This is a genomic window from Microcoleus sp. A003_D6 (assembly GCF_036702825.1).
Lineage (GTDB): Bacteria > Cyanobacteriota > Cyanobacteriia > Cyanobacteriales > Microcoleaceae > Microcoleus.
The window spans coordinates 1-20848 of record NZ_JAUBWA010000102.1; the positions used below are offsets into that span (position 1 = coordinate 1).

The following is a 20848-nucleotide window of genomic DNA, read 5'->3' on the forward strand; positions in this document are numbered from 1 at the left end:
AATATATAGTCCAAATAAAAGTCCATGACAGCAAATGTATTGTTTGTTACATTATACACCATAAAGTCAGGAGAGCCTGACAATTAATCCACCCTGCCTAACCCCCCTTAACAAGGGGGGGACAAGAGCGCTCGAAGTCCCCAATTTCTCCCTTTAAATATTTTTTAGGCTAATCTAAAAGTAGAAATTCAAAATCGGAGAAAGTATATATGACCATTGCCACTCACCCCAAATTAACTGCACTCCCCCAACAGCGGTTGATTTTGCCGCTATCAATAGACCTCTTGCGAAAGTGCAAGCGCTGTAGTAAAATAAAAGAAAAAATTAGCTGAATAATATGAATTACGAAGAATTACAAAAGTTAACCCCCAAAGAATTTAAACGCTACTGTGGAGTACATCAAGAAACATTCTCACACATGGTAAAAATAGTCAAAGCAGAAAAAATACTTCAAAAAAAATCAGGAAGACCAAGGAGGGCGGGTTTATAAATACCCTGGATGTGAATCAGAAATACTGGTGAACCCGCCCCTACAGGATTGTCGTAATACAAATCGTTGTAATGCTGATTTCCCCTAAAACCTCACCGTCACCAAAATCACCCGCCGAGGCCGATCTTCCGCTTCAATAGTATACTCAACTCGCCCAAAACCTCTCGGCCCCGGTTCAACTAAATCATGCAGTTGGAAATTTTACTGTATTTAATATTAAGGGAAATCGATATCGGTTGATAGTCGATCTGGTTTACGCTTCTCAAAGAATCTACATCAAATATATTTTAACTCACGCTGAGTATGATAAGGATGAGTGGAAAAATGATCCGTACTTTTGATGCCAAATCTTATACAGATTTACTTGTTCGCTATCAACCCAAACCGATCGCAACTGAAGCAGAAAACGAGGCCGCGATCGCTCTCGCTCGCGAACTGGAACACCGCCCAGGGCGATCGCTGGAGTCAGAGCTATTTCTGGAGCTTTTGATAACACTCATCGAAAAATTTGAATCTGAAAATTATCCGATTCCCGCAGGGGATTCAGCTTCAATGTTACAACATTTAATGGATGCGAGAGATTTAGATAAATCTGAATTGATTCCCCTTTTGGGAACGGAAAAAGCGGTTGAGGAAATTCTGCTCGATCGAAGGGCGATCGAGATAGATGAAGCCAGAAAACTCGCCGAGTTTTTTCGAGTCGATATTAGCTTGTTTCTCGAAGCGCGATCGCAGCCTGTCTAACGGCAAAAGCGATCGACTGTTTAAAGATAACAAAACATCCAAACCAATCAGCGTTAATCCGCGTTCATCAGCGGTAAAAAAAACCAAAAATTCAACTTTCCCCAAAAGTTTGGGTCAAACAACCCCATTTAGCCCTAAAATAAAAAAGACTGACTAGCCTACATTGCCCTATGTTTGAAGCCCTTGCCGATCGACTCGAATCCACCTGGAAAAAACTGCGCGGACAAAATAAAATCTCCGAGTCCAACATCCAAGACGCGCTCAAAGAAGTCCGCCGCGCCCTCCTGGAAGCCGATGTCAACCTCCAAGTCGTCAAAAACTTCATCTCAGAGGTAGCGGCAAAAGCACAAGGCGCAGAAGTCGTTACAGGCGTCCGTCCCGACCAACAATTCATCAAAATCGTCCACGACGAACTCGTCCGCGTCATGGGGGAAACCAACGTACCCCTCGCCACCGCCGAATCCGGGCCCACAGTTATCCTGATGGCGGGTTTGCAAGGAACCGGGAAAACCACAGCTACCGCCAAATTAGCGCTGCACCTCCGCAAGCAAAATCGTACCGCACTGCTAGTCGCAACCGACATTTATCGACCAGCCGCGATCGACCAATTGCTGACCCTCGGCAAACAAATCGACGTACCAGTATTTGAATTAGGCAAAGACATTGACCCCGTAGAAATTGCCCGCCAAGGCATCGAGCACGGCAAACAACTAGGCGTAGATACCATCATCGTCGATACAGCAGGCCGCCTGCAAATCGACCAAGACATGATGGCAGAATTGGCCCGCATCAAACAAACAGTAAAACCCCACGAAACGCTGTTAGTTGTTGATGCCATGACCGGCCAAGAAGCAGCAAATTTAACCCGCACCTTTCACGACCAAATCGGCATTACCGGCGCAATCTTAACCAAATTAGATGGCGACAGCCGCGGCGGTGCAGCCTTGTCAGTGCGGCAAATATCCGGCGCGCCGATTAAATTTGTTGGCGTCGGCGAAAAAGTGGAAGCTTTGCAACCATTTTATCCCGATCGCATGGCATCGAGAATACTCGGCATGGGCGATGTCTTGACGCTAGTAGAAAAAGCGCAAGAAGAATTCGACATCGCCGATGCCGAGAAAATGCAAGAGAAAATGCTCACGGCAAAGTTTGACTTTACCGATTTTCTCAAACAAACCAGGCTGTTAAAAAATATGGGTTCCCTCGGCGGCATCATGAAAATGATTCCGGGGATGAACAAACTCTCAGACGAACAAATGCGGCAGGGAGAAGTGCAGCTAAAACGCACCGAAGCCATGATTAATTCGATGACAGTTGAAGAACGCCGGAACCCCGAACTTTTAGCAAGTTCTCCCTCCCGCCGCCGCCGCATCGGAAAAGGCGCCGGCTACGCTGAAAACGACGTAACTAAGCTGGTCAGCGATTTCCAGAAAATGCGTACAATGATGCAGCAAATGAGTCAAGGCAACTTCGCCGGCATGGGAGGAATGCCCGGAATGCCGGGAATGGGCGGCCCCGGAATGCAGCCCGGTTCCCGCGGCTATATGGGTGCCCAGCAGAAGAAGAAAAAGAAAAAAGATAAGCCAAAAAAAGGTTTCGGACAGTTGTAGAAAGCGTCAAACATATTGCACCATTGTCAAATATTTGTAGGGGCGGGTTCACCGATAATAATTGCCTAAAACACACAATCTCGTAAACCCGCCCCCACCCCGCGCGAGAGCCCTCGATCGGTATTGGTACAATAGGTAAAAATCATCTGAGATGTTGCAGCATTCTCAATAATCCTTTTACGAACAGGCAAGATGCCTGTTCCACAAAAAAAATCATCTCTTGTGGAACGGGCATCTTGCCCGTTCTTGAGAATGGTACGATCTGTCAAAACCATCAAACTTTAACTCTTTTCTTGTTGCCGAGTTCAATCTAAAAAAACCCTGGAATTGAATATGGTACAAATATTTACTGAACCAGAAACTATCTCTATAGAATTGCCAAACGCGATCGGGCTTTTTGTCAGTAGCGAGCAATTCGAGACCCTAGCATTGGCAAATCCCGACTTGAGATTAGAAAGAACCGCAGAAGGAGAATTAATAGTGAATCCACCCACCGGAGGAGAATCAGGCAGCCGCAACCTCAGCATCAGCGGGCAACTTGACCGTTGGTGCGAAGCAAATGAGGATTTAGGAAAAGGATTTGATTCTTCTACCGGATTCATTCTCCCCAATGGTGCTCGCCGTTCTCCCGACGCTTCCTGGGTGAGTAGAACTCGTTGGGAAGCACTAACTGCACAAGAACGCAAAGGCTTTGTTCCACTTTGTCCAGACTTTGTAGTAGAATTGCGATCGGCCTCGGATTCTCTCTCAACCCTCCAAGAGAAGATGCGCGAATATATGGAAAATGGAGCGAGATTGGGTTGGTTGATTGACCCGCAAAATCGGCGGGTAGAGATTTACAGACAGCAGGCAGAAGTGGAAATCTTGGTAAATCCTGTAGAGTTGTCTGGCGAAGATGTATTGCCGGGATTTGTGTTAAATTTAAGGCGAGTGTGGCGTTAAACAGCTTCTTGTTGGTTGGGCGTCTCGCCCGCCCGAAAAATACAATTTAGATACGGGAAAACCTATCTACTTTCCAAAAATCCCTTATTCTCATCCGGCACAAATTCCGTAACCACTTGGCCGCCGCCACCGTCGCCTTTGACAATCACAGTTTGATTTTTCAACTCTCCCGCCGCCCTCGGCCCTGTCAAATTAAACACCGGATTTAGTTGCTTGTAAACCACATTTCCTTCTGCGTCGAAAGTCTGATTAGTCAAATACCAAGTTACTCGATCGGTATTTAATTGAGATTGACGTTTTTCCCCGATTCCTACCACATTTCCCGTCAAATAAAATATTTTTTTATCTAAATCTCCCCGTCCCGTATCCCCAGTCATCGTCACCTTTTCCACGCGGTGCAAAACCTTCACAGGCCCGGGCGATATCACATATTGCGCCGGAAAATTCCAACTCATCAAACTGCTTTCTATTTGCAGCGGTGGGTCTGAGGGCATCAACTGAGCGTTTTGCGTCAGCGTTGCAATCTTGGTTTTTAAGTCTACATCTACTCGATCGGCAAAACCCCTGTCTGTTACTGTTTTATCTTTGTATCTGTCAATTTGAGTCGGTTTGTCGCTGTTTACCTTTTGTTGCTCCACAAACCATACTAAGTGCTCGGTTCGCAATTGCAAAACCGGATCTTTAACATTCGCAACCACAGACCCGAATAACTCCATCCTCTTAGCCCTACTGAAAACCCGCGCTTCCTTCGCTGAAGCCGTCACCTGTTTGTTCTCTCCCGTCAAATTATTGCGGACAACTAGAACATCTTCTTTCGGTCGCCACTCCAACTCATTCCCCCGCAATACCACTCCATTTTTCAGGTCTGTAGCGACTATGTTACCTTTCAGAAAAACCTGATTTCCTTCCTGAAATACCTGCCCGGTTTCTCCCTGAATGTCGTAAATTTCTTTGCCGTCCTGAAACAATTTGCCCACAGGTTTCTGAACGTTAACTATCTTTTTGTCTTTGCTGTAAACTGCATTTTGCGAGTTTACTTTCCAGAAAGTTTCCCCCTTTTCGTTTGCTTGTTCTAGGATTACTTTGTTCAAAGTTAAAGTGCTGTTTGAGTTCTGAGCAGTTTTGATATCCTCAGCTAATTTGTTCTTTTGAGGGCCTTCGGCCGCCGCACAAGCACCAATCCCCAAAATCAAGGCTGATAAAAATAGCAGCCTTAATTTTGGGGATTTGAAATTTGGAATTTGGAATTTGAGATTAATCATTGGTAATTGGTAATTGGTAATTGGTAATTGGTAATTGGCTAATTAAAAACACTAAATCAAAAATTAAAAACGTGTTATACTTTCATCTAAATTTTTAACTTCTAATTTTTAATGATTCCACCCCTTACCTATCCCCCATTCTCCATTACCGATTACCAAATCCCTATCGGTCGTCGTGTTCGTCCATCAAGCTCAGACCCGACAATGGGCGGTAAGCATAATTAGGGCGCGATGTTTTTTGGATGTCATCCTTAATCATTTCCAAATCGATATAGCGATCGGCTACATTAATCAAACTGTCGCTCGTCATCGATCGCAAACTCACCACCTCAACCCGCACGCCGCGATAGCTCACAGCATCCACAGCATAAGCCAAATCGCCGTCACCGCTCACCAAAACCGCCGTGTCGTAAGACCCCACCAAAGCCATCATGTCCACAGCAATTTCTACATCCAAATTCGCTTTCTTAGAACCGTCCGGCAACTGTACCAAGTCCTTAGAAATCACCCGGTAGCCGTTGCGGCGCATCCACAGCAAAAACCCCTGCTGTTTCTCGTTAGTGCGATCGACACCCGTGTAGAAAAAAGAGCGCAGCAGCCGCGAACCCGCAGTTAAACGGCACAGCAGCTTAGTGTAATCAATCTCAATTCCCAACTGCAAAGCCGCGTAAAAAAGGTTAGACCCATCTATAAAAATGGCCACTCGACCCCGATTTTCTAGAACCTGTTCCGGCGTAAAAAGGTCGTTGCTTTCTATTCTATTCAACATGATTGTTATGCCTCAATTTTTATGAAAGATTGGTAATGAAATAAGTGCTAATTCGTAATCTGTCATAGCACCCCGATCGCTGGCTGCCAACTATGACGGTACTGTTTCCAGGAGTTCGAGCCGCTTAAACACTGGTTGGGGTTCTCCCAGAGTTTGGTTTGCCGGCAAAGCGCCCCAGGCAGCATGAGCTGCAAAATTCGCTAAACTGTTAACTGTAACCCGATCGTTAAAGTCAATTGAAAAACCTAGCTGCTGATAGATAGCGTTGCTGATATTCGGAATAATCGGCGATAAAAGGTAAGATGCCAGTCTAACAGATTCCAGAACAGAATATAGCACTTGTTGGACACTTTCGAGCTGTCCTTGCTTGTACAAACTCCAAGGTGCTTGCACGTCAATAAACTTGTTCCCGGCTCGAACTAATGCCAGCACGGCTTCGCAAGCCTTGCTAAAAGCCAACTCTTCGTAAAAACCCGCTACTCGATCGCCCAAATCCAGGCTCATACCCTTGAGAAGGTTGTCGCCGGAAATGTTTTCGCCCGACACATTTGGAACGCAGCCGCCGCAATATTTGCGAGCCATGTTTAAAGTGCGGTTAAGCAAATTTCCCAAATCATTTGCTAGCTCAGCATTCAATATATTGATAAACCGAGTTTCGTTAAAATCGCCGTCCTCTCCGAACTCAATTTCTTTGAGGAAATAGTAGCGCACGGCGTCAGCGCCGTATTTATTGACCAATTCGACTGGGTTTAAAGTATTTCCCTCCGTTTTCCCCATTTTTTTGCCGTCTTTGGTCAAAAACCCATGTGCGAAGACGCGCCCCGACACAGATAGACCCGCTGACATCAGCATTGCCGGCCAGTAAACGGCGTGGAAGCGGAGAATATCTTTGCCGATCAAGTGCAGGTCGATCGGCCACCATTTAGATAAAGCATTCTCTAACATCGGGTCGCTATCGGGATCTAGCAAGGCTGTCACGTATCCCAGCAAAGCGTCAAACCAGACGTAAATGGTGTGACTGGGGTCAACAGGTATCGGCAGGCCCCATTCCAGATTCACCCGAGAAATCGAAAAGTCTTGCAGTCCCGAATTGACGAAACTCAGCACTTCGTTGCGCCGGCTTTCCGGCGCGATGAAGTCTGGACGTTCTGCGTACAAGGCCAGCAGTTGGTCTTGATACCGCGACAGGCGAAAAAAGTAGTTTTCCTCGTCGCGCCACTCAACTTCCTTGCTGGTATGGACGGCACAGCGATTACCCGGTAGCAAATCCCGTTCTTCTTTGAATTCTTCGCAGGAGACGCAGTACCAGCCTTGTTGCTGGTTCAAGTAGATGTCGCCGGAGTTCCAGACGCGCTGGAAAAATTCTTTGACAATGTACTCGTGGCGCCGCGAAGTTGTGCGGATGAAGCGATCGTACTGGATAGAGAGTTGCTCCCAAAGCGCCTCAAACCCCGGAACAACTAGGTCACAGTGAGCTTGGGGCGATCGTCCCAAACTCTCGGCCGTGCGTTGAATTTTCTGTCCGTGCTCGTCCGTCCCCGTAACCAGCAAAACTGATTTGCCCCGCAGCCGCTCAAATCTGGCTAGGGCATCCGCAGCCATAGTCGTGTAAGCGCTGCCAACGTGAGGTAAATCGTTTACATAATACAGAGGGGTTGTTATCGCAAAGGTATTTTTAGTTTTATCGGTCGATTTCATTGAATGCTAAAAGAAAATTCCCTAAATTTAGTTTCGATCTTAACTCAGCGGTTAAATTTTTTATGGAGTGGCAATCAAGCCAAATTTACTGCAAGTTATTTGCAATTGTCTAACCCGGGCTATTCCCAAAAGAAATATCGCTTTCATATCAACACTAATCTTTTTTAGATATTTTTGACGAACTCTCAAAAATGTCTTAATATTTGGACATTCTTCTGCCAAGATAGCCCCCGCGTCCTCTATTCATTTCTGGCTGGCGCGATCGCTAGGAGAGCAATCTCATTCGCTCTCCTAGCGCCTGGAGGGTCGCTCGCCCGCAACTCCTGCCAGTTTCCGATCCGCTTCGGGAGGCAGAAACCGGGTTTTGTTACGAAAATCTCTCGTGAAGCGACATCGCTTTAGTTTATTGCCCCAGCCACAGCCTAAAAGCGTAGGTTTTTTTGTCAACAAACCCGCTTTCTTCATGTTGCGAGTGCGTCCGCAGACAAGAAAACCCCAAACCAGTTAAGCTTGGGGGCGATCGAATTAGGGTGCATCTAACAAGGGATTGTGCGATCGCCCTCGATCGCCATCAGGAAAATTAACTCGATTTCCGCCAATAGCTTCCGACAAATAATCTGCCGCAGCTTCCACCACCGCGATCGCATTTTCGTAAACCATCCGCGTCGGCCCCAAAACCCCAACACTACCCACCGGCACCGATCCCCGGCGGTAAGTCGAAGAAATCAGAGTACAGCCGCGAATTGGTTCTAAGGAATTTTCCGAGCCAATACGCACCGTTACCCGCTTCCCTGGCGTGTCCAACTCAGGCGATTCAAAAATCAAAGGCCAAAGCAGTTCCTGCTCTTGTTCGAGCAGTTGCACAAGGGTTTGAACTTGCTGCAACTGCGAAAACTCAGGCAAGCGCAGCGCTTCTGCCAAACCGCCGATCAGAATCCGCGTGTAGGTTGGATTGCTTTGGCGGCTGCTCAAAGCAGCCAGCATGGTTTCCATCCACTCAGCGTACAGTTCAAAGTCCCGGTCTAACTCGCTCCAGTCTAGAGCCGAGAGTTCCGAGAGCGAGTGTCCCCGCAACTTGCTGTTCAAAAAATTCGACAAAATCTGCAATTGGCGATCGACGATTTCGACATCAGGCAAATTACCTTCTGCACCCTTGGGCAACTGCACCAACACCGACTGAGTTTCGTAGGCATCCGTCACCACGATCAGCATCACCTTTCCCGGCTCTAGCTGCACCAGTTGCAAGTGGCGCAAGCAAGCCATAGTGGTTTGCGGTATGGTAATCATGGCAATGTAACCGCTGATTGTTGCCAGGATTTGAGACGCGCCGCGAAGTGCCGCGTCCATGCGACCGTCCGACCAATTGAGCTGGTCTAGTACCTGTTCCACCTTGCGGGCCAGCGTATCAGACGGCTGAATCAACTGGTCTACATAAATTCTGTAGCCGGAGTCAGAGGGGACTCGTCCGGCTGAGGTGTGGGGCTGATAGAGCAGTCCAGCTTTTTCAAGAGTCCCCATCGCATTGCGAATTGTAGCTGGGCTGACGCTGAGGTTGAATTCGTCAGCCAAAGCTTTTGAGCCAACGGGTTCCGCTGTAGCTATGTAGTGGCGAACCGTTGCCCAAAGGATGTGTTGTTGCCGATCGGTGAGGTTAACGCGCACAGATATTTAAGTACAATTAGAATTTAGAGTTGAAAGCCGCTATATTAATCGAAACGTCTGTCCCAAAAGGGCGATCGGGCCGACTTATCTATTTAAGATAACAGATTTTAGGTTAAGGAAGAAGTCAGTTGTTATTGGTTATTGGTTATTGCTTACGGGTTATTGGTTATTGGTTATTGGTAAGTTCTAATGCCCCATGCCCTCTAATCATGTTCTTTCAGAATATTTTGCAGGTAACTAGCCACTGCATCCGGCTGTTCCACCATTGCCAAATGACCGCAATCAAGCTGAAGGACATTCTCGCCGCAACCTTGAAACATCCAGTGAAAGCTAGCCAAATGCAGCACGTATTTTGGTTCCATAATTTTGTCTTTAGTGCCGGCAATAAAATAAACAGGCTGCTTGAGTTGGGACACTATTTGCGGCAAGAGGTGAATCTCCGCTTCTGTGGTGGAGTCCAACAAAGCCCCCAAAGCTGCCTCTGGATGAGCCGCCACGAAATCTCTCAAGCGCTGCCGTCCCCAGGAGCGGCCGATCGAGCCTGCCACAGAATCGCGGGCAAACACGAAATCTGCTAACGGCAACTGAGACAGCCAGAGGGGGCGCAGTTTGACTAGCTGTTTGCCCACCGCTCGAAACCGCTCGAATTCTTCCTTGAGATAGATGCCACCCCCGGCATTAACACAGATGACACCTTTAATGCGATCGGACAATTGGCTGGCTCCCCAAAGAGCGATCGTACCGCCGAGAGAATGTCCTACCAGCCAAGCACTGGAAATATCGAGTTTTTCTAATAAAATTGCCAAATCACGAGCGTAAGCAGCAGGAGTGTAGGAGGAATTCAACGGTTCGGAATGCCCGTCAGTGTCATCATGGGCGATCGAATCGCCAAACCCGCGCAAATCGTAAGTTAGACATTGATAATTGTCTGCCAAACGTGCGATCGCAGGTTGCCAGTAGTGACGGCTCAACAGCCAGCCGTGGACAAATACTAAAACGTGGGGAGTTGTTCTGGGCGCCGTCAAATCGTAGGCGTGCCTAACTCCTAGGATGTCAATGGTTGCCATAGTCTTATCATAATTCAAGAAGGGTTGATGTTGCGATCGATCGCAATTAACGCATTTTGGTCATCAATCACTTTTATCGACAAATCAAGCAGTGTAGGTGACAGTTGGGGGGTGCAGAATGTGGGTTGTAAACTTAACGTGAGGTCGTGAGCGATCGCGTCGAACTCCTGAAGGGGTGACAACAATCAGCAAAACCCTTACTACAAAAAGACATTTTAAATTTTGCTTTCTTGTCTATTAATTGGGAATAAGTCAGATTCTTAACACTCCTGATTTCACAAAAGCAGGTGGCTTTTGAGAAAAGTATAAAGTAGCAGGGATTCTTGATTCATCAGGGAGAGGAAGGAGAGCCGTCAAAGGTTGGGAAACATCACGCCCCACTAATCGCTTAGATAAACGAGCAAGCCGAGTATTTTGCCGTCTTTGAGGTTCATTCATCCCATCGAGCCAAAAAACGAGCGTGTTTTTGGATGAAACAGGTATTCTATTGTGTTTAGCCAGAACTCATTCTCGTTCTCCGTCTGGAACAAGAGTTGCCGATATTAAACCATTTTATCGAGGGGCAAAAGTCAATCGATTTTAGATTTTAGATTTTAGATTTTAGATTTTAGATTTTAGATTTTAGAATTGAAGCATTGACCCCACGAATAAATTCGGGGGCTTGTTTATCAGATACAGGTTTTTTATTTCTCCACGAATAAATTCGGGGGCTTGTAGCCTAGATGCTTTCGGTCACAGCTATTGGCGCAATTAGTATTAACAAAGTGCTAGCATTGACAATGAATGATTCAATGGACGGGCAAGCATTTGCCGTATTTATTGAGAAATTTTTATGCCCTGAATTAGGGAAAGGAGCAGTAGTAGTTATGGATAATTTACCCGCCCATAAATTAGCATCAATTGTGCCAATGATTGAAGCTTGCGGTGCGAGTGTTATTTGCTTGTCTCCGTATTCTCGCCTATTTTAACCCCATTGAACTGTGGTGGTCACAACTCAAATCTTTTTTACGAAGTTTCGCTCCAACTACGACATCAATGATTGATAAAATCATTGCAGTTGCCCTCAAGCTAATGAACCCTAAACATTTAAGAAATTGGGAAAGCTAATTGCTACTGTACCTCATAAGAGCGGGAACCGCTGTATAATTCCGATGCAACCGGAAACGATATGACACCACTGAGTGCCGAATGTGGGCTAAAATCGCTCGCCCAGCAATCTTTGTCGCACCCCCTCAGCGATTTTCTGCCCCAGATACTCGGGAATTAAACTTTCATTGGGCCCCAACAAATAGAGAATCAGGCGAGTTCGCCCCCGCCAAACCAGCAAATTAGCATTTACCACCAACAAATCCTCTTGCCAGATGGCATACATAACTTTGTAAAAAAGTCCAGGCTGGTTATCTGCTTCAATCAGCAAAGCTGGCAAGTGGAAAACCGGATCGACGTAGAATTCAGTTGCCACATCCTCCAAACCCGCGTCTAAATTAAATTCCACCGCCAACATCTCTTCAACCTCAAAATGCCCCGCCAAGGCCTCTCGAACCGCCCTACAGACGTTTTCTGCTGTTTTATCTGCCAGTACCTTGCCACCGCGAGATACTACCAATTTGATAAATACCAGCATCGGCGGGTAAATTTGACCGTACAGACTCAGACTGTGAATTGTCAGTCCGTAGGCCGCAAGCACTCCAAAAATATCGCTCAGTAGAAAAGACTGGTTCCGGTAAGCAAAATGCAGGGCACTTTTGTTGCCTTCGGGTCTGATTTCGATGACTGCTTGTCTGGTTTTATAGAGCTGATAAGCTAATTTGAGGTTTTGCAGTTGGATTTCGCTGCTGACAAATTGCTCGTAAAACTGCGGAAACGCTCGGTTAAAGCGCTTGAGGAGTTCTAGTGTAGATGGTTTTAAACCCGAAGCCATAATTGAGGGGAAGGTGCGGGAGCAGATGAGCACAACTTAAGTCGAATCTTGATATCCTCCCCACTGATGAATCAGGGGGATTCCAATCTACCCAAACAAAGAAATTTGTTTAGGGAATTGGTGGGTTGACGCTTCACTGGAAGATGCTGCATTAGATGCGGTCTTACTCCGTCCTCCACGTCCGTTTTTAGTCTCAGGCAATCCACCCGCGACTTTTATATTAATTGCGGCGTTTTTATCTCGGTCGTGAACAGCTCCGCAAAATAAGCAAGTCCATTCACGAACCGAGAGTTCTTTTTTTCCGCCAATTTGTCCGCAACAAGAACATCGTTGGCTAGTTGGCTCCCAGCGACTGATTACCCTGAAATCTCTTCCGTACATGGACGATTTAGCTTCCAGCATTGTCCGAAAACTGCGCCAACCCAAATCAGAAATAGCACGAGATAATTTGCGGTTTTTCATCATGCCGGAAACGTTGAGGTCTTCCAAAACTATCGTTTGGTTTTCACGAATAATTCTGGTGCTCAATTTATGTAGAAAATCCTTGCGGATATCGGAAATTTTGGCATGAATTCTTGCCACCTTCCGACGCGCCAATTCTCTTCGCTTACTTCCCTTCTTTTTTCTAGATAGTTTGCGTTGTGATGAGCGAAGTTTCCTCAGATGCTTCTTCAGTGGCTTGGGAGCTTTTACTTTTTCACCTGTACTCAAAGTAGCGAAGTCGGCAATGCCTAAATCTACGCCAACAGATTGTCCGTTGTCGGGCAAGACTGCCGGATTAACTTCAACCACAAAGCTAGCAAAGTATCGATTCGCAGTATCTTTGATTATTGTGACTGAGCTTGGCCCAGATGGTAATTCCCTTGACCAGACGACTTTGATTCGCCCAATTCTAGCAAGGTAAACTTTCCCATGTTTGATAGAAAAGCCTCCTTTCCTGAACCGTGCCGACTGCTTTCCATTGCGTTTCTTGAATTTCGGACGCTGAATTTTCAGACCTTTTCGTTTCCCTTTGAGTGAATCAAAGTAGTTCTTCCAGGCTACTCCTAAATCAGCAATCGATTGTTGCAAGGGGATGTTCGATACTTCCGCTAACCATTCTCGTTGTTCTAATTTTTTAGCTTGAGTAATGAAGGTTTTTTGCAAATCCCCATTACTAGGTAGCTTGTCTGCTGAATTACATAGTGCTAGTGAATCATTCCACACAACCCGACAGCAACCAAACAATTTAGTAAGGCTGCGAACTTGCTGAAAGTTTGGATATATGCGGTATTGATATCGTTGTTTCATAGAAACTATTTTAGCAGTAAAACGATCGCTGGAAAGTATATATCTGTTAAGATTGTGACTAACTCGAAAATGAAGGCGATTTTAACCGCTGCCGACTTTTCCCCGTGTCTAAAGCCAGGGGCCCGGCGGGCTCGTTTTCCGGTCAATCGATCTGCCACAAACAGGACAATAATAAGTTCCCAGATGAGCGTGGCATATCTTTTTTGTTTCCACAGTTCGAGCAAGTCAAAGAACTAGGAAACCGTTGGTCTATTAGCACTCTTCCTTGCTCCATACATCTGACACTTGTAAGTCAGTTGGTGCTTGAATTCGTAAAACCATAAGTCGCATATAGCTTCCGCCAGCTTATGGTTAGCCATCATCCCCTTTACCTTCAATTCTTCAATCTTAATCAGCTTAAAAGTCTTAGCCCAATAAGTCGTCAACTTATGCAGGAAATCTTTGCGCTGGGCGGATATTCGTGAATGAATTAGACTAATTTTATTGTAGGTTTTCCGCTGATTGTTAGAACCTTTTACTTGTTTTGAGGCCTGACGTTGCAATATTGCTAGCTTGGTTGTCGCACTGGCTATCAACGGTTTCGGCGCATCAAATACTTGATTGTTTGAAAACGCAGCAAAAACTTTCACCCCTACATCGATTCCTATCGAATCTTGGAGTTGCTGGATTGGCAAACGTTCCACATTAACACAGAAAGAGACAAACCAATGGCTTCCTTCTTTTGATAAGGTAAAGGTTTGAGAGAAAAAACTACATTCCAGTGGTTCGTGAAGTCGAAATGTCTTCAGTGTAGGAATTTTAATTGTGTTTCCAGCACTGAGTACAACTTTTCCGTTGGACGCATCTACAATGAACGATTGCTTATTTCGACGACTTGCAAATGTGGGATGACCTGATTTTCCTGAGCGATATTTGCTAAACGCATCTTTTAAATCAATTAATGCGTTTTGATACACTCGGCCCGATAGTTGATTCATCCAAGCAAATTCAGGTTGTTTTTTGACGCGATCGGTCAAGACTTTTTTGACTTCGTTAATTACTTTTGAGTACGAAAACTTACCTTCACTGTACATCTGAGTCCGAAGACTCAATCCCATGTTAAAGAAAACCCGCCGAAATCCTGCGTGTTTTGCCATCAAGGTTGCTTCTCTATTATTCAATTTGAGGGCTAATTTGACAGAAAACATACAAACCTCTTTTGGTGATTAACTATGAACAAGTTTAGCTAAGTTTTTCGGGATCGAGTTGTACACTCCTCAGTAAAAGCAGAAGCCAAATCTGTTTTGGAACGTATCACGCGAATGTCACCTTTGCGCCATTAAGAGTGGTATTTCCGACCAACCGTAAAGTTCCGCCGATCGCGCCAGCACTCAAAAGAAGGAATTTCAAAAATGCCTCTGTCCTGGTTCAGCAACAAATTTTACCTTAAGAGCGGGTAGTCCCGACACAGTGCAGCAGAACATTTCTACCAAACTTGACGAGAATCAAAAAAGCGCCGACTCAATGTTGAGCCACAAATCGCTGTTTTCGGCGTAAGATGAGTGTACCGTAAACTGTTGCTCAAGAGGCTATCGGCAATTCATCCCACACCGATCGGAGTGGGTTTATCTGTCGGGTTCTCTTTCACGTCGTCCAACTTCTACTACCTTAACCGCGCCTGCATGGGTTTTTGGAAAAACTTATTTAGTAGTTCTGAGTCTGCCTCTGTACCCCAAACAGCGGAATTTGAGGAAGATGTGGCTGTTGGGTTAGGCGATCCGCTTTCCCCAACGTTTCGCAAACCCGCCGTCCTCGGCAACGCTCGCATCTTTTTCAGTTGCGATCGGGACATTGACCTCTACGAACTCGAAGAACTCTGTAATGCAGTGGGTTGGTCCCGCCGTCCCCTGCGTAAAGTCAAAAAAGCTATTGTGCACAGCTTCCTAGTCGTCTCTATGTGGGAGATGCGGGGCAGCCAGCGACGGCTGGTCGGTTTCGCCAGAGCGACTTCAGACCATGCTTTTAATGCCACGCTTTGGGATGTGGTAGTTCATCCTGACTACCAGGGTAAAGGCATGGGTAAGGCACTGATGAAATACATCATTAAAAAACTCCGCAGTGAAGATATCAGCAACATTACCTTATTTGCTGACCCTCAGGTGGTGGATTTTTATCGAAATTTGGGCTTTATGTCCGATCCGGAGGGGATTAAAGGTATGTTTTGGTATCCAGATTAGCTTATAGGTGGGGCTCGGCGTTGATTTGTTGAGGAAATGCAATATTCACGCTGCCAAACACCTCCTCGGCCTGTGCGCTGCGGTCAGTTACGCTCTTGATGTATCCCCGCAGCGAAAGCAAGTATTATCGAACCGCACAACCTGAAGACAACTTTGGCGTAGCTGCATCGAGAGCTAAAATTAAAAAAAGCTTGACAAGCGAGCGGTTTTGTGAGTTAATGGTTAGAAGATAGCTAACTATCACAACGGGATGTAGCGCAGTTTGGTAGCGCGCCTGCTTTGGGAGCAGGATGTCGCAGGTTCAAATCCTGTCATCCCGATCGCACAATGTTAAATAATAGATTCAGACAGAAACTACCTCTACTATTTACACTTACTTAAAGTGAAAACAAATTGAGGCAGTTTTTGCCGATCGTGTGAAAGCGCGAGTCTTTGCGTTAATGTGTTTCAGGATCGCTCCTGATGGAAAAAACATGAAATCATTAGTTCGTTTGGGCGCAATATTGGGAATAGTGGGCAGCACTCTGCTGGGCCCCTCGCCAATTGGCAAGATGTCTGCACTGGCACTGCCCGAGCCGCAAATTTTGGAAAAATTGCGCGCGGTGCCGGTATTTACGATTACAGACGCTCAGGGTGCGCCCCTGATCGCTTCTGTTCCCAAGCAGGGTCAGGGTCAAACTGGTAATGCTTCCGTGGCGGGAATTTTCATCAGCCAGAAAGATGCTCAAGCTTTTGTCGATCAACTGAAAACCAAAAATCCTCAGTTGGCGGCCACGGTGCGCGTGATGCCGGTGTCGCTGGGGGAAATTTATCAGATCACTCAAGCAAATAAAGGCAAGCCAGAGGAAGTGCAGTTTGCTTTCGTTCCGGCTCCGGTGCAGGTGCAGTCGGCTAAAACTGTACTTCAGCAGACTGGTCAACAAGTTAACGAGTTCAACGGTGTACCTCTGTTTTTGGCAAGAGGCGGCGCGGAAAATGGTTATTTGACGATTCAGCGGGGTCAGCAAGAGGTGATTCCCTTGTTTTTTAACAAGGAGGATTTGCAAGGAATGGTCGATCGTTTTAAGCAGCAGCAGCCGAACGTGACTGCCACAATTAAGATTGAGGTGGTGAACTTGGAGAGCGTTTTGGAAGCTTTGCGCACTGAGAACGACCCGTTTTTGACCCAAATGATTTTGATTCCGTCGCGGGAGTCGCTGGAATTTGTGCGATCGCTCCAACCTGCCGGTGCTGGCCAAAATCCACAGCTTGCTCCGAATCAAACTCGACCGGCTCCAGCTTCTCCGGCTCCAGCTCCGAGTCAACCTCGACCGGCTCGCTAATAGTTAGTCAGCAGTCATCAGTCAGCAGTCATCAGTCATCAGTCATCAGTCATCAGTTAGTAGGTTGGGTTTCTCGACTCAACCTACTATTTACCAATTACCAATTACCTTTTTCCCAATTACCAATTACCTTTTTCCCAATTACCAATTACCAAAAAGTCTTATGTTTGTTTCTGGTTTAGAGCTTTGGCAGTGGATGAATCAAGCTAAAACCGAGGCGATCGATTATGACATTCCCCTAGCAGAGCTCGACTGGCTGCTGCAAGAGCTTGCAGGTTTAGATAGGTTGGCTCTGCGTTTGGAGTCGTTTAAAGATTTGCCAAAAATTGAATTAAAGTTGTCTTTATCTGAAATTGCTCAATTGTGGCAGCGCCGCTTGCAGGAACGGGTGCCGGTGCAGTATTTAACGGGAGTTGCACATTGGCGGGATTTTTCCCTAACAGTAACGCCGGCGGTGCTAATTCCGCGTCCTGAAACAGAATTGCTGATCGATTTGGCTGTGGAAGCTGTTAAAAGCCGTTTAGAAGCAGAAAATATCAATCAAAAATCTACCCCCCCCAACCCCCCCTTAGTAAGGGGGGGAGAAGATTTAAACTTCTCCCAGCTTCGGGGGGGAGAAGTTGCCAAATCGGATTGGGTGGATTTGGGGACGGGCAGCGGGGCGATCGCGATCGGCTTGGCTTCTGCGTTGACAAATGCTACGATTCATGCAGTAGATTGCAGTTTTGAAGCCTTGGCAGTGGCTCGACTGAATGCTGAGAATTTGGGTTTTCGATCGCGAGTTAATTTTTATCAAGGTTTGTGGTGGGAACCGCTAGCATTTCTCAAAGGTCGCGTTAGCGGGATGGTGTCTAACCCGCCTTACATTCCCAGCAGCACGGTGCTGACTCTGCAACCGGAAGTTTTGAAGCACGAACCTCACCTAGCCTTAGATGGCGGTTTAGACGGGTTAGATTGCATCAGGCATTTGGTAGAAACGGCTCCTGATTATTTAGAATCTGGGGGAGTTTGGTTGGTGGAGATGATGGCGGGACAAGCTGAGCAGGTAGCTGATATGCTGCAAAATCACGGGAGTTACGGTAAAGTTCAGATATTTCCCGATCTAGCAGGAATCGATCGCTTTGCCTTAGCCTACCGTCTTTAGATTTCAAGAATACGCCGCAAATCTCAAATCTCAAATCTCAAATCTCAAATCTCAAATGGCATGACACAAGTTTCGATAAATGCCCTAGTTCAAGGGGCAATTTCAGGGGATAGTATCGTCAGTTTTCCTACAGATACTGTACCCGCTTTGGCTGCGCGGCCCGATCGAGCAGAGTTGATTTTTGCAGCTAAACGCCGCAGTCAAGACAAACCGCTGATTTTGATGGCAGCATCGGCGGAGGCTTTGTGGCCTTACGTGCAGGGGAACCCAGCAGAGTTAAAATTGTGGCAGCAAGTGGCCGGGCGCTATTGGCCGGGGGCGTTAACTTTGGTGCTGCCGGCTTCGGCAAAAGTGCCGGCCGCCATGAATTCGATCGACCCCACTACAATCGGAGTACGAGTGCCTAACTTTCCCCTTGCTCTAAAGATTCTAGAGCAGACAGGGCCTTTGGCTACCACCAGTGCCAATTTATCCGGCCAACCGCCTCTGGAGTCGGTGGCAGAAATTGAGGCTCAGTTTCCCGAAGTCTTGACATTAGTTCCTTCTGAATTAGCAACAGCGGGAATAGCTTCGAGTTTGCCTTCGACTGTGGCTAAATGGAGCTGCGGGAATTGGGAAATATTGCGACAAGGCGCGATCGAGTTAGAATGCTAAAAGCTAAACTCCAAGGCAAATCAATATGGCGCCGATCGGCTGGAGCGAATTTATATATTTAGGTATGGGACTGGGACTGGGTTTGGGAAGCAGTTTGATTTGGCGCCCGCGGCAAAAAAGCTCGCAACAGCCAGAACCTGCGCCCCATGTGCCGCCCACTCCTCAAGAGTATGACTTAGAGAAGTTTGATGCCCTTTCCGAGCAACTTAAGCAAACTCAATTGGCTTATCAGATGGCATCGGAGATGAGTCAATTTAAGGCGGGTTTTTTGGCTCGAACTTCTCACGAGTTGCGATCGCCCCTGAGCACTATGATTGGTACGCTGCAATTAATTGTGTCGGATTTGTGCGACGATCCTGCTGAGGAACGAGAGTTTGTCGAGCAAGCTCACGTCGCGGCACTCAAGCTGGTGAAATTGATAGATGAAATTATCTCTGTTGCTAAAACTGAACACGGCAGTGACAGGATGGATATTGAGCCGATTCAGTTAGCTAAGGTTTTTGAGGAAGTTGATGATTTAACTTACTTGCAAGCTGCTAATCGCGGCATTCGTTTGGAGATAGTGCCGCCGGATCCGGGGATTTATGTATTGGCAGATTTGCCGAGGTTTAGGCAAGTTTTGGTCAATTTGGTAGATACTGCTGTTGCTCAGATGGAGGAGGGGAGTATTTCTGTTTCGGCACATTCTTCGCCGGCATCTGGATCTGTTCGCATTTGGGTGGACGATCAGCGTTCAGTTAGTGCTTGGAGCGAGTCTTGGGATTTGCTGAAGCACGATTTGGAGTGTGATGCTACTAAGAGCAGCGATAATTCTCAGGTGTCTTCTGGAATGAAGTTATTGATGAATCAGACTCTTTTAAGTTTGATGAACGGAAAGTTGGAGGTTCTGGCTGTGCCTTCTGAGTCCGAAGAGTGCAATTTTAACCGGACTCAGTGTTCTATTCCTTTGGCAACTTTGTGATGAAGGAAGTTCGGCAACAAGCAGTGTACGGGATTTAATAGACATAGGAGTGAAAAGCCTGTCTTGAACAGGCTTTCCGGCCTGTTCCACAAGAATTATTGGAGATGTCTAATAGGGAGTAAGGTGCGCAATGCGCACCCTACATCTTATAAATTTTGATGCCAATCGGGTGATTATTTAACAATTAGCAGTTAGCAATTCGCCGTTGCTAATTTCTAATTCGAGATTCTCTTCTAGAAGCTGATTTTCAAGTACCATTGTGGTGCTGGCATTGTGCTGAAAACCGATGCGCTCGTAGAAGCTTTGTTTGTAAGTTGTCATCAGGTAAACTCGCTCTACTCGGCACATTCGAGGGTGACTCAAGACGGTTTGCACTAATTTGCGGCCGAGTCCTGCACCTTGGTAATCCGGGTGAATGGCGACATCCCAGATGGTGGCTCGATAGATGCCGTCTGAGGTGGCTCTGGCAAAGCCGATCGCCCGATCGCGGTCCCAAACTGTAACAACTGGTTCGCTGTTGGCGATCGCAATTTCCCAATCTTCTATCTTGCGTTCCCTCGCCCAAAAGGCGGCGGCTTTAAATAGTTCTTGGATCTGTGCGATGTCGGCGCGATCGCGACCTGTACAAAATTGAATGTGACTGGAATCCCTAGTCGTTGATGTCATGCTCAATCTGCCTTCAAGTTGTATCTAAACTGTGTTACTTTTACTGTTTTACAGGAGTAGGAGTGAAAGTTGATTTTGCTTGGGAACGATCGATGGTTGAATTCCCCATTTACAAAACCATTTTTATTCATACATATTTTTTAACTAATTTCGGTGATTATTAATACTTTTTTGGGTATATTTTGTAAAAAAGTCTTTGACTCAGAATTCCCAACTTCATAACTCATACCATTTGCAGTTTTAGATTTGAGATTTTGTATTGGTTTGGAGTTTGCCCGGGTTTTTGGTCGAACATACTTCGTTAAAGCTGAGATGTTGCACCATTGCAAGCAACAGGCAAGATGCCTGTGAAGCGAGAAAATTTATCTCTTGTGGAACAGGCATCTTGCCTGTTCCTAAACAAGTAATAGAATGCTGCAAGATGTGAGTT

21 protein-coding genes and 1 tRNA gene are annotated in these 20848 nt (G+C 46.3%); 12 read left to right on the top strand and 10 right to left on the bottom strand.

Translation table 11 applies throughout. The features are described from left to right. The first annotated feature begins 337 nt into the window (after positions 1 to 337). From QUB70_RS23905 to QUB70_RS23925, 5 genes are all read left to right on the top strand, one after another. A complete protein-coding gene (locus QUB70_RS23905) occupies positions 338 to 490 on the top strand; it encodes a hypothetical protein (RefSeq protein ID WP_332983856.1) in 153 nt (50 codons plus the stop codon). 236 nt (positions 491 to 726) lie between these two features. After that, positions 727 to 831: a type II toxin-antitoxin system HigB family toxin gene (locus tag QUB70_RS23910; RefSeq protein WP_332983857.1), complete on the top strand. Its 105-nt coding sequence runs from the start codon at positions 727 to 729 to the stop codon at positions 829 to 831. Then, the gene (locus QUB70_RS23915) at positions 803 to 1234 is read left to right on the top strand and encodes a helix-turn-helix domain-containing protein (RefSeq protein WP_332983886.1); all 432 of its coding nucleotides are present in this window, start codon (positions 803 to 805) and stop codon (positions 1232 to 1234) included. Before QUB70_RS23910 ends, QUB70_RS23915 begins: the two co-directional genes overlap by 29 nt. 170 nt (positions 1235 to 1404) lie before the next feature. Then, positions 1405 to 2844: a signal recognition particle protein gene (ffh, locus tag QUB70_RS23920; RefSeq protein WP_332983858.1), complete on the top strand. Its 1440-nt coding sequence runs from the start codon at positions 1405 to 1407 to the stop codon at positions 2842 to 2844. Between the two features lie 333 nt (positions 2845 to 3177). Then, on the top strand, positions 3178 to 3786 hold the full coding sequence (locus QUB70_RS23925) for a Uma2 family endonuclease (RefSeq protein WP_332983859.1): 609 nt from the start codon (positions 3178 to 3180) through the stop codon (positions 3784 to 3786). Between the two features lie 62 nt (positions 3787 to 3848). On the opposite strand, the gene lptC is transcribed toward QUB70_RS23925, so the two are convergent. The 6 genes from lptC to QUB70_RS23955 form a co-directional block, all read right to left on the bottom strand. After that, on the bottom strand, positions 3849 to 5048 hold the full coding sequence (gene lptC, locus QUB70_RS23930; protein ID WP_332983860.1) for an LPS export ABC transporter periplasmic protein LptC: 1200 nt from the start codon (positions 5046 to 5048) through the stop codon (positions 3849 to 3851). Positions 5049 to 5211: 163 nt separating this feature from the next. Next, complete coding sequence (locus QUB70_RS23935; RefSeq protein ID WP_096831201.1) at positions 5212 to 5817, bottom strand: LabA-like NYN domain-containing protein; 606 nt, start codon at positions 5815 to 5817, stop codon at positions 5212 to 5214. Between the two features lie 90 nt (positions 5818 to 5907). Next, the gene (gene metG / locus QUB70_RS23940) at positions 5908 to 7515 is read right to left on the bottom strand and encodes a methionine--tRNA ligase (RefSeq protein ID WP_332983862.1); all 1608 of its coding nucleotides are present in this window, start codon (positions 7513 to 7515) and stop codon (positions 5908 to 5910) included. A 525-nt stretch (positions 7516 to 8040) separates the two neighbouring features. Next, positions 8041 to 9183: a heat-inducible transcriptional repressor HrcA gene (gene hrcA, locus QUB70_RS23945; protein WP_442927813.1), complete on the bottom strand. Its 1143-nt coding sequence runs from the start codon at positions 9181 to 9183 to the stop codon at positions 8041 to 8043. Positions 9184 to 9380: 197 nt separating this feature from the next. Further along, on the bottom strand, positions 9381 to 10244 hold the full coding sequence (locus QUB70_RS23950; protein ID WP_332983865.1) for an alpha/beta fold hydrolase: 864 nt from the start codon (positions 10242 to 10244) through the stop codon (positions 9381 to 9383). Between the two features lie 14 nt (positions 10245 to 10258). After that, a complete protein-coding gene (locus QUB70_RS23955; protein ID WP_332983866.1) occupies positions 10259 to 10429 on the bottom strand; it encodes a hypothetical protein in 171 nt (56 codons plus the stop codon). 537 nt (positions 10430 to 10966) lie between these two features. On the opposite strand from QUB70_RS23955, the gene QUB70_RS23960 reads away from it, so the two are divergent. Continuing rightward, positions 10967 to 11212: a transposase gene (locus QUB70_RS23960; RefSeq protein ID WP_332983868.1), complete on the top strand. Its 246-nt coding sequence runs from the start codon at positions 10967 to 10969 to the stop codon at positions 11210 to 11212. A 227-nt stretch (positions 11213 to 11439) separates the two neighbouring features. Here QUB70_RS23960 and QUB70_RS23965 read toward each other — a convergent pair whose 3' ends face one another. The 3 genes from QUB70_RS23965 to QUB70_RS23975 form a co-directional block, all read right to left on the bottom strand. Then, positions 11440 to 12165 carry a hypothetical protein gene (locus QUB70_RS23965; RefSeq protein WP_332983869.1) on the bottom strand — a complete coding sequence of 242 codons (726 nt, stop codon included), beginning with the start codon at positions 12163 to 12165 and terminating at the stop codon, positions 11440 to 11442. A gap of 87 nt (positions 12166 to 12252) precedes the next feature. After that, positions 12253 to 13455 carry an RNA-guided endonuclease InsQ/TnpB family protein gene (locus QUB70_RS23970; RefSeq protein WP_332983871.1) on the bottom strand — a complete coding sequence of 401 codons (1203 nt, stop codon included), beginning with the start codon at positions 13453 to 13455 and terminating at the stop codon, positions 12253 to 12255. A gap of 233 nt (positions 13456 to 13688) precedes the next feature. Continuing rightward, positions 13689 to 14615 carry an RNA-guided endonuclease InsQ/TnpB family protein gene (locus QUB70_RS23975; RefSeq protein WP_332983872.1) on the bottom strand — a complete coding sequence of 309 codons (927 nt, stop codon included), beginning with the start codon at positions 14613 to 14615 and terminating at the stop codon, positions 13689 to 13691. Positions 14616 to 15116: 501 nt separating this feature from the next. Here QUB70_RS23975 and QUB70_RS23980 point away from each other — a divergent pair. The 6 genes from QUB70_RS23980 (at position 15117) to QUB70_RS24005 (ending at position 19752) form a co-directional block, all read left to right on the top strand. Beyond that, positions 15117 to 15671: a GNAT family N-acetyltransferase gene (locus QUB70_RS23980; protein ID WP_332983885.1), complete on the top strand. Its 555-nt coding sequence runs from the start codon at positions 15117 to 15119 to the stop codon at positions 15669 to 15671. Between the two features lie 246 nt (positions 15672 to 15917). Continuing rightward, positions 15918 to 15991, top strand: a tRNA-Pro gene (locus QUB70_RS23985). A gap of 153 nt (positions 15992 to 16144) precedes the next feature. Further along, positions 16145 to 16993, top strand: coding sequence for a Tic22 family protein (locus QUB70_RS23990; protein WP_332983873.1), 849 nt, complete (start codon positions 16145 to 16147; stop codon positions 16991 to 16993). A gap of 163 nt (positions 16994 to 17156) precedes the next feature. Then, the gene (locus QUB70_RS23995; RefSeq protein ID WP_332983874.1) at positions 17157 to 18137 is read left to right on the top strand and encodes a N5-glutamine methyltransferase family protein; all 981 of its coding nucleotides are present in this window, start codon (positions 17157 to 17159) and stop codon (positions 18135 to 18137) included. A gap of 60 nt (positions 18138 to 18197) precedes the next feature. Beyond that, positions 18198 to 18791 carry an L-threonylcarbamoyladenylate synthase gene (locus QUB70_RS24000; RefSeq protein WP_332983875.1) on the top strand — a complete coding sequence of 198 codons (594 nt, stop codon included), beginning with the start codon at positions 18198 to 18200 and terminating at the stop codon, positions 18789 to 18791. 25 nt (positions 18792 to 18816) lie between these two features. Continuing rightward, complete coding sequence (locus tag QUB70_RS24005; RefSeq protein WP_332983876.1) at positions 18817 to 19752, top strand: sensor histidine kinase; 936 nt, start codon at positions 18817 to 18819, stop codon at positions 19750 to 19752. Positions 19753 to 19929: 177 nt separating this feature from the next. On the opposite strand, the gene QUB70_RS24010 is transcribed toward QUB70_RS24005, so the two are convergent. Beyond that, complete coding sequence (locus tag QUB70_RS24010) at positions 19930 to 20418, bottom strand: GNAT family N-acetyltransferase (protein ID WP_332983877.1); 489 nt, start codon at positions 20416 to 20418, stop codon at positions 19930 to 19932. Positions 20419 to 20848 lie beyond the last annotated feature (430 nt).

Excerpts from the sequence above, each read along its gene's own strand:
- metG (WP_332983862.1), bottom strand. The coding sequence starts at position 7,515 with ATGAAATCGACCGATAAAACTAAAAATACCTTTGCGATAACAACCCCT.
- QUB70_RS23925 (WP_332983859.1), top strand. The coding sequence starts at position 3,178 with ATGGTACAAATATTTACTGAACCAGAAACTATCTCTATAGAATTGCCA.
- QUB70_RS23970 (WP_332983871.1), bottom strand. The coding sequence starts at position 13,455 with ATGAAACAACGATATCAATACCGCATATATCCAAACTTTCAGCAAGTT.
- QUB70_RS24005 (WP_332983876.1), top strand. The coding sequence starts at position 18,817 with ATGGCGCCGATCGGCTGGAGCGAATTTATATATTTAGGTATGGGACTG.
- QUB70_RS24000 (WP_332983875.1), top strand. The coding sequence starts at position 18,198 with ATGACACAAGTTTCGATAAATGCCCTAGTTCAAGGGGCAATTTCAGGG.
- ffh (WP_332983858.1), top strand. The coding sequence starts at position 1,405 with ATGTTTGAAGCCCTTGCCGATCGACTCGAATCCACCTGGAAAAAACTG.
- QUB70_RS23980 (WP_332983885.1), top strand. The coding sequence starts at position 15,117 with ATGGGTTTTTGGAAAAACTTATTTAGTAGTTCTGAGTCTGCCTCTGTA.
- QUB70_RS23915 (WP_332983886.1), top strand. The coding sequence starts at position 803 with ATGAGTGGAAAAATGATCCGTACTTTTGATGCCAAATCTTATACAGAT.
- QUB70_RS23960 (WP_332983868.1), top strand. The coding sequence starts at position 10,967 with ATGCTTTCGGTCACAGCTATTGGCGCAATTAGTATTAACAAAGTGCTA.
- QUB70_RS23990 (WP_332983873.1), top strand. The coding sequence starts at position 16,145 with ATGAAATCATTAGTTCGTTTGGGCGCAATATTGGGAATAGTGGGCAGC.
- QUB70_RS23935 (WP_096831201.1), bottom strand. The coding sequence starts at position 5,817 with ATGTTGAATAGAATAGAAAGCAACGACCTTTTTACGCCGGAACAGGTT.
- QUB70_RS23950 (WP_332983865.1), bottom strand. The coding sequence starts at position 10,244 with ATGGCAACCATTGACATCCTAGGAGTTAGGCACGCCTACGATTTGACG.
- QUB70_RS23995 (WP_332983874.1), top strand. The coding sequence starts at position 17,157 with ATGTTTGTTTCTGGTTTAGAGCTTTGGCAGTGGATGAATCAAGCTAAA.
- QUB70_RS23965 (WP_332983869.1), bottom strand. The coding sequence starts at position 12,165 with ATGGCTTCGGGTTTAAAACCATCTACACTAGAACTCCTCAAGCGCTTT.
- lptC (WP_332983860.1), bottom strand. The coding sequence starts at position 5,048 with ATGATTAATCTCAAATTCCAAATTCCAAATTTCAAATCCCCAAAATTA.
- QUB70_RS24010 (WP_332983877.1), bottom strand. The coding sequence starts at position 20,418 with ATGACATCAACGACTAGGGATTCCAGTCACATTCAATTTTGTACAGGT.
- QUB70_RS23905 (WP_332983856.1), top strand. The coding sequence starts at position 338 with ATGAATTACGAAGAATTACAAAAGTTAACCCCCAAAGAATTTAAACGC.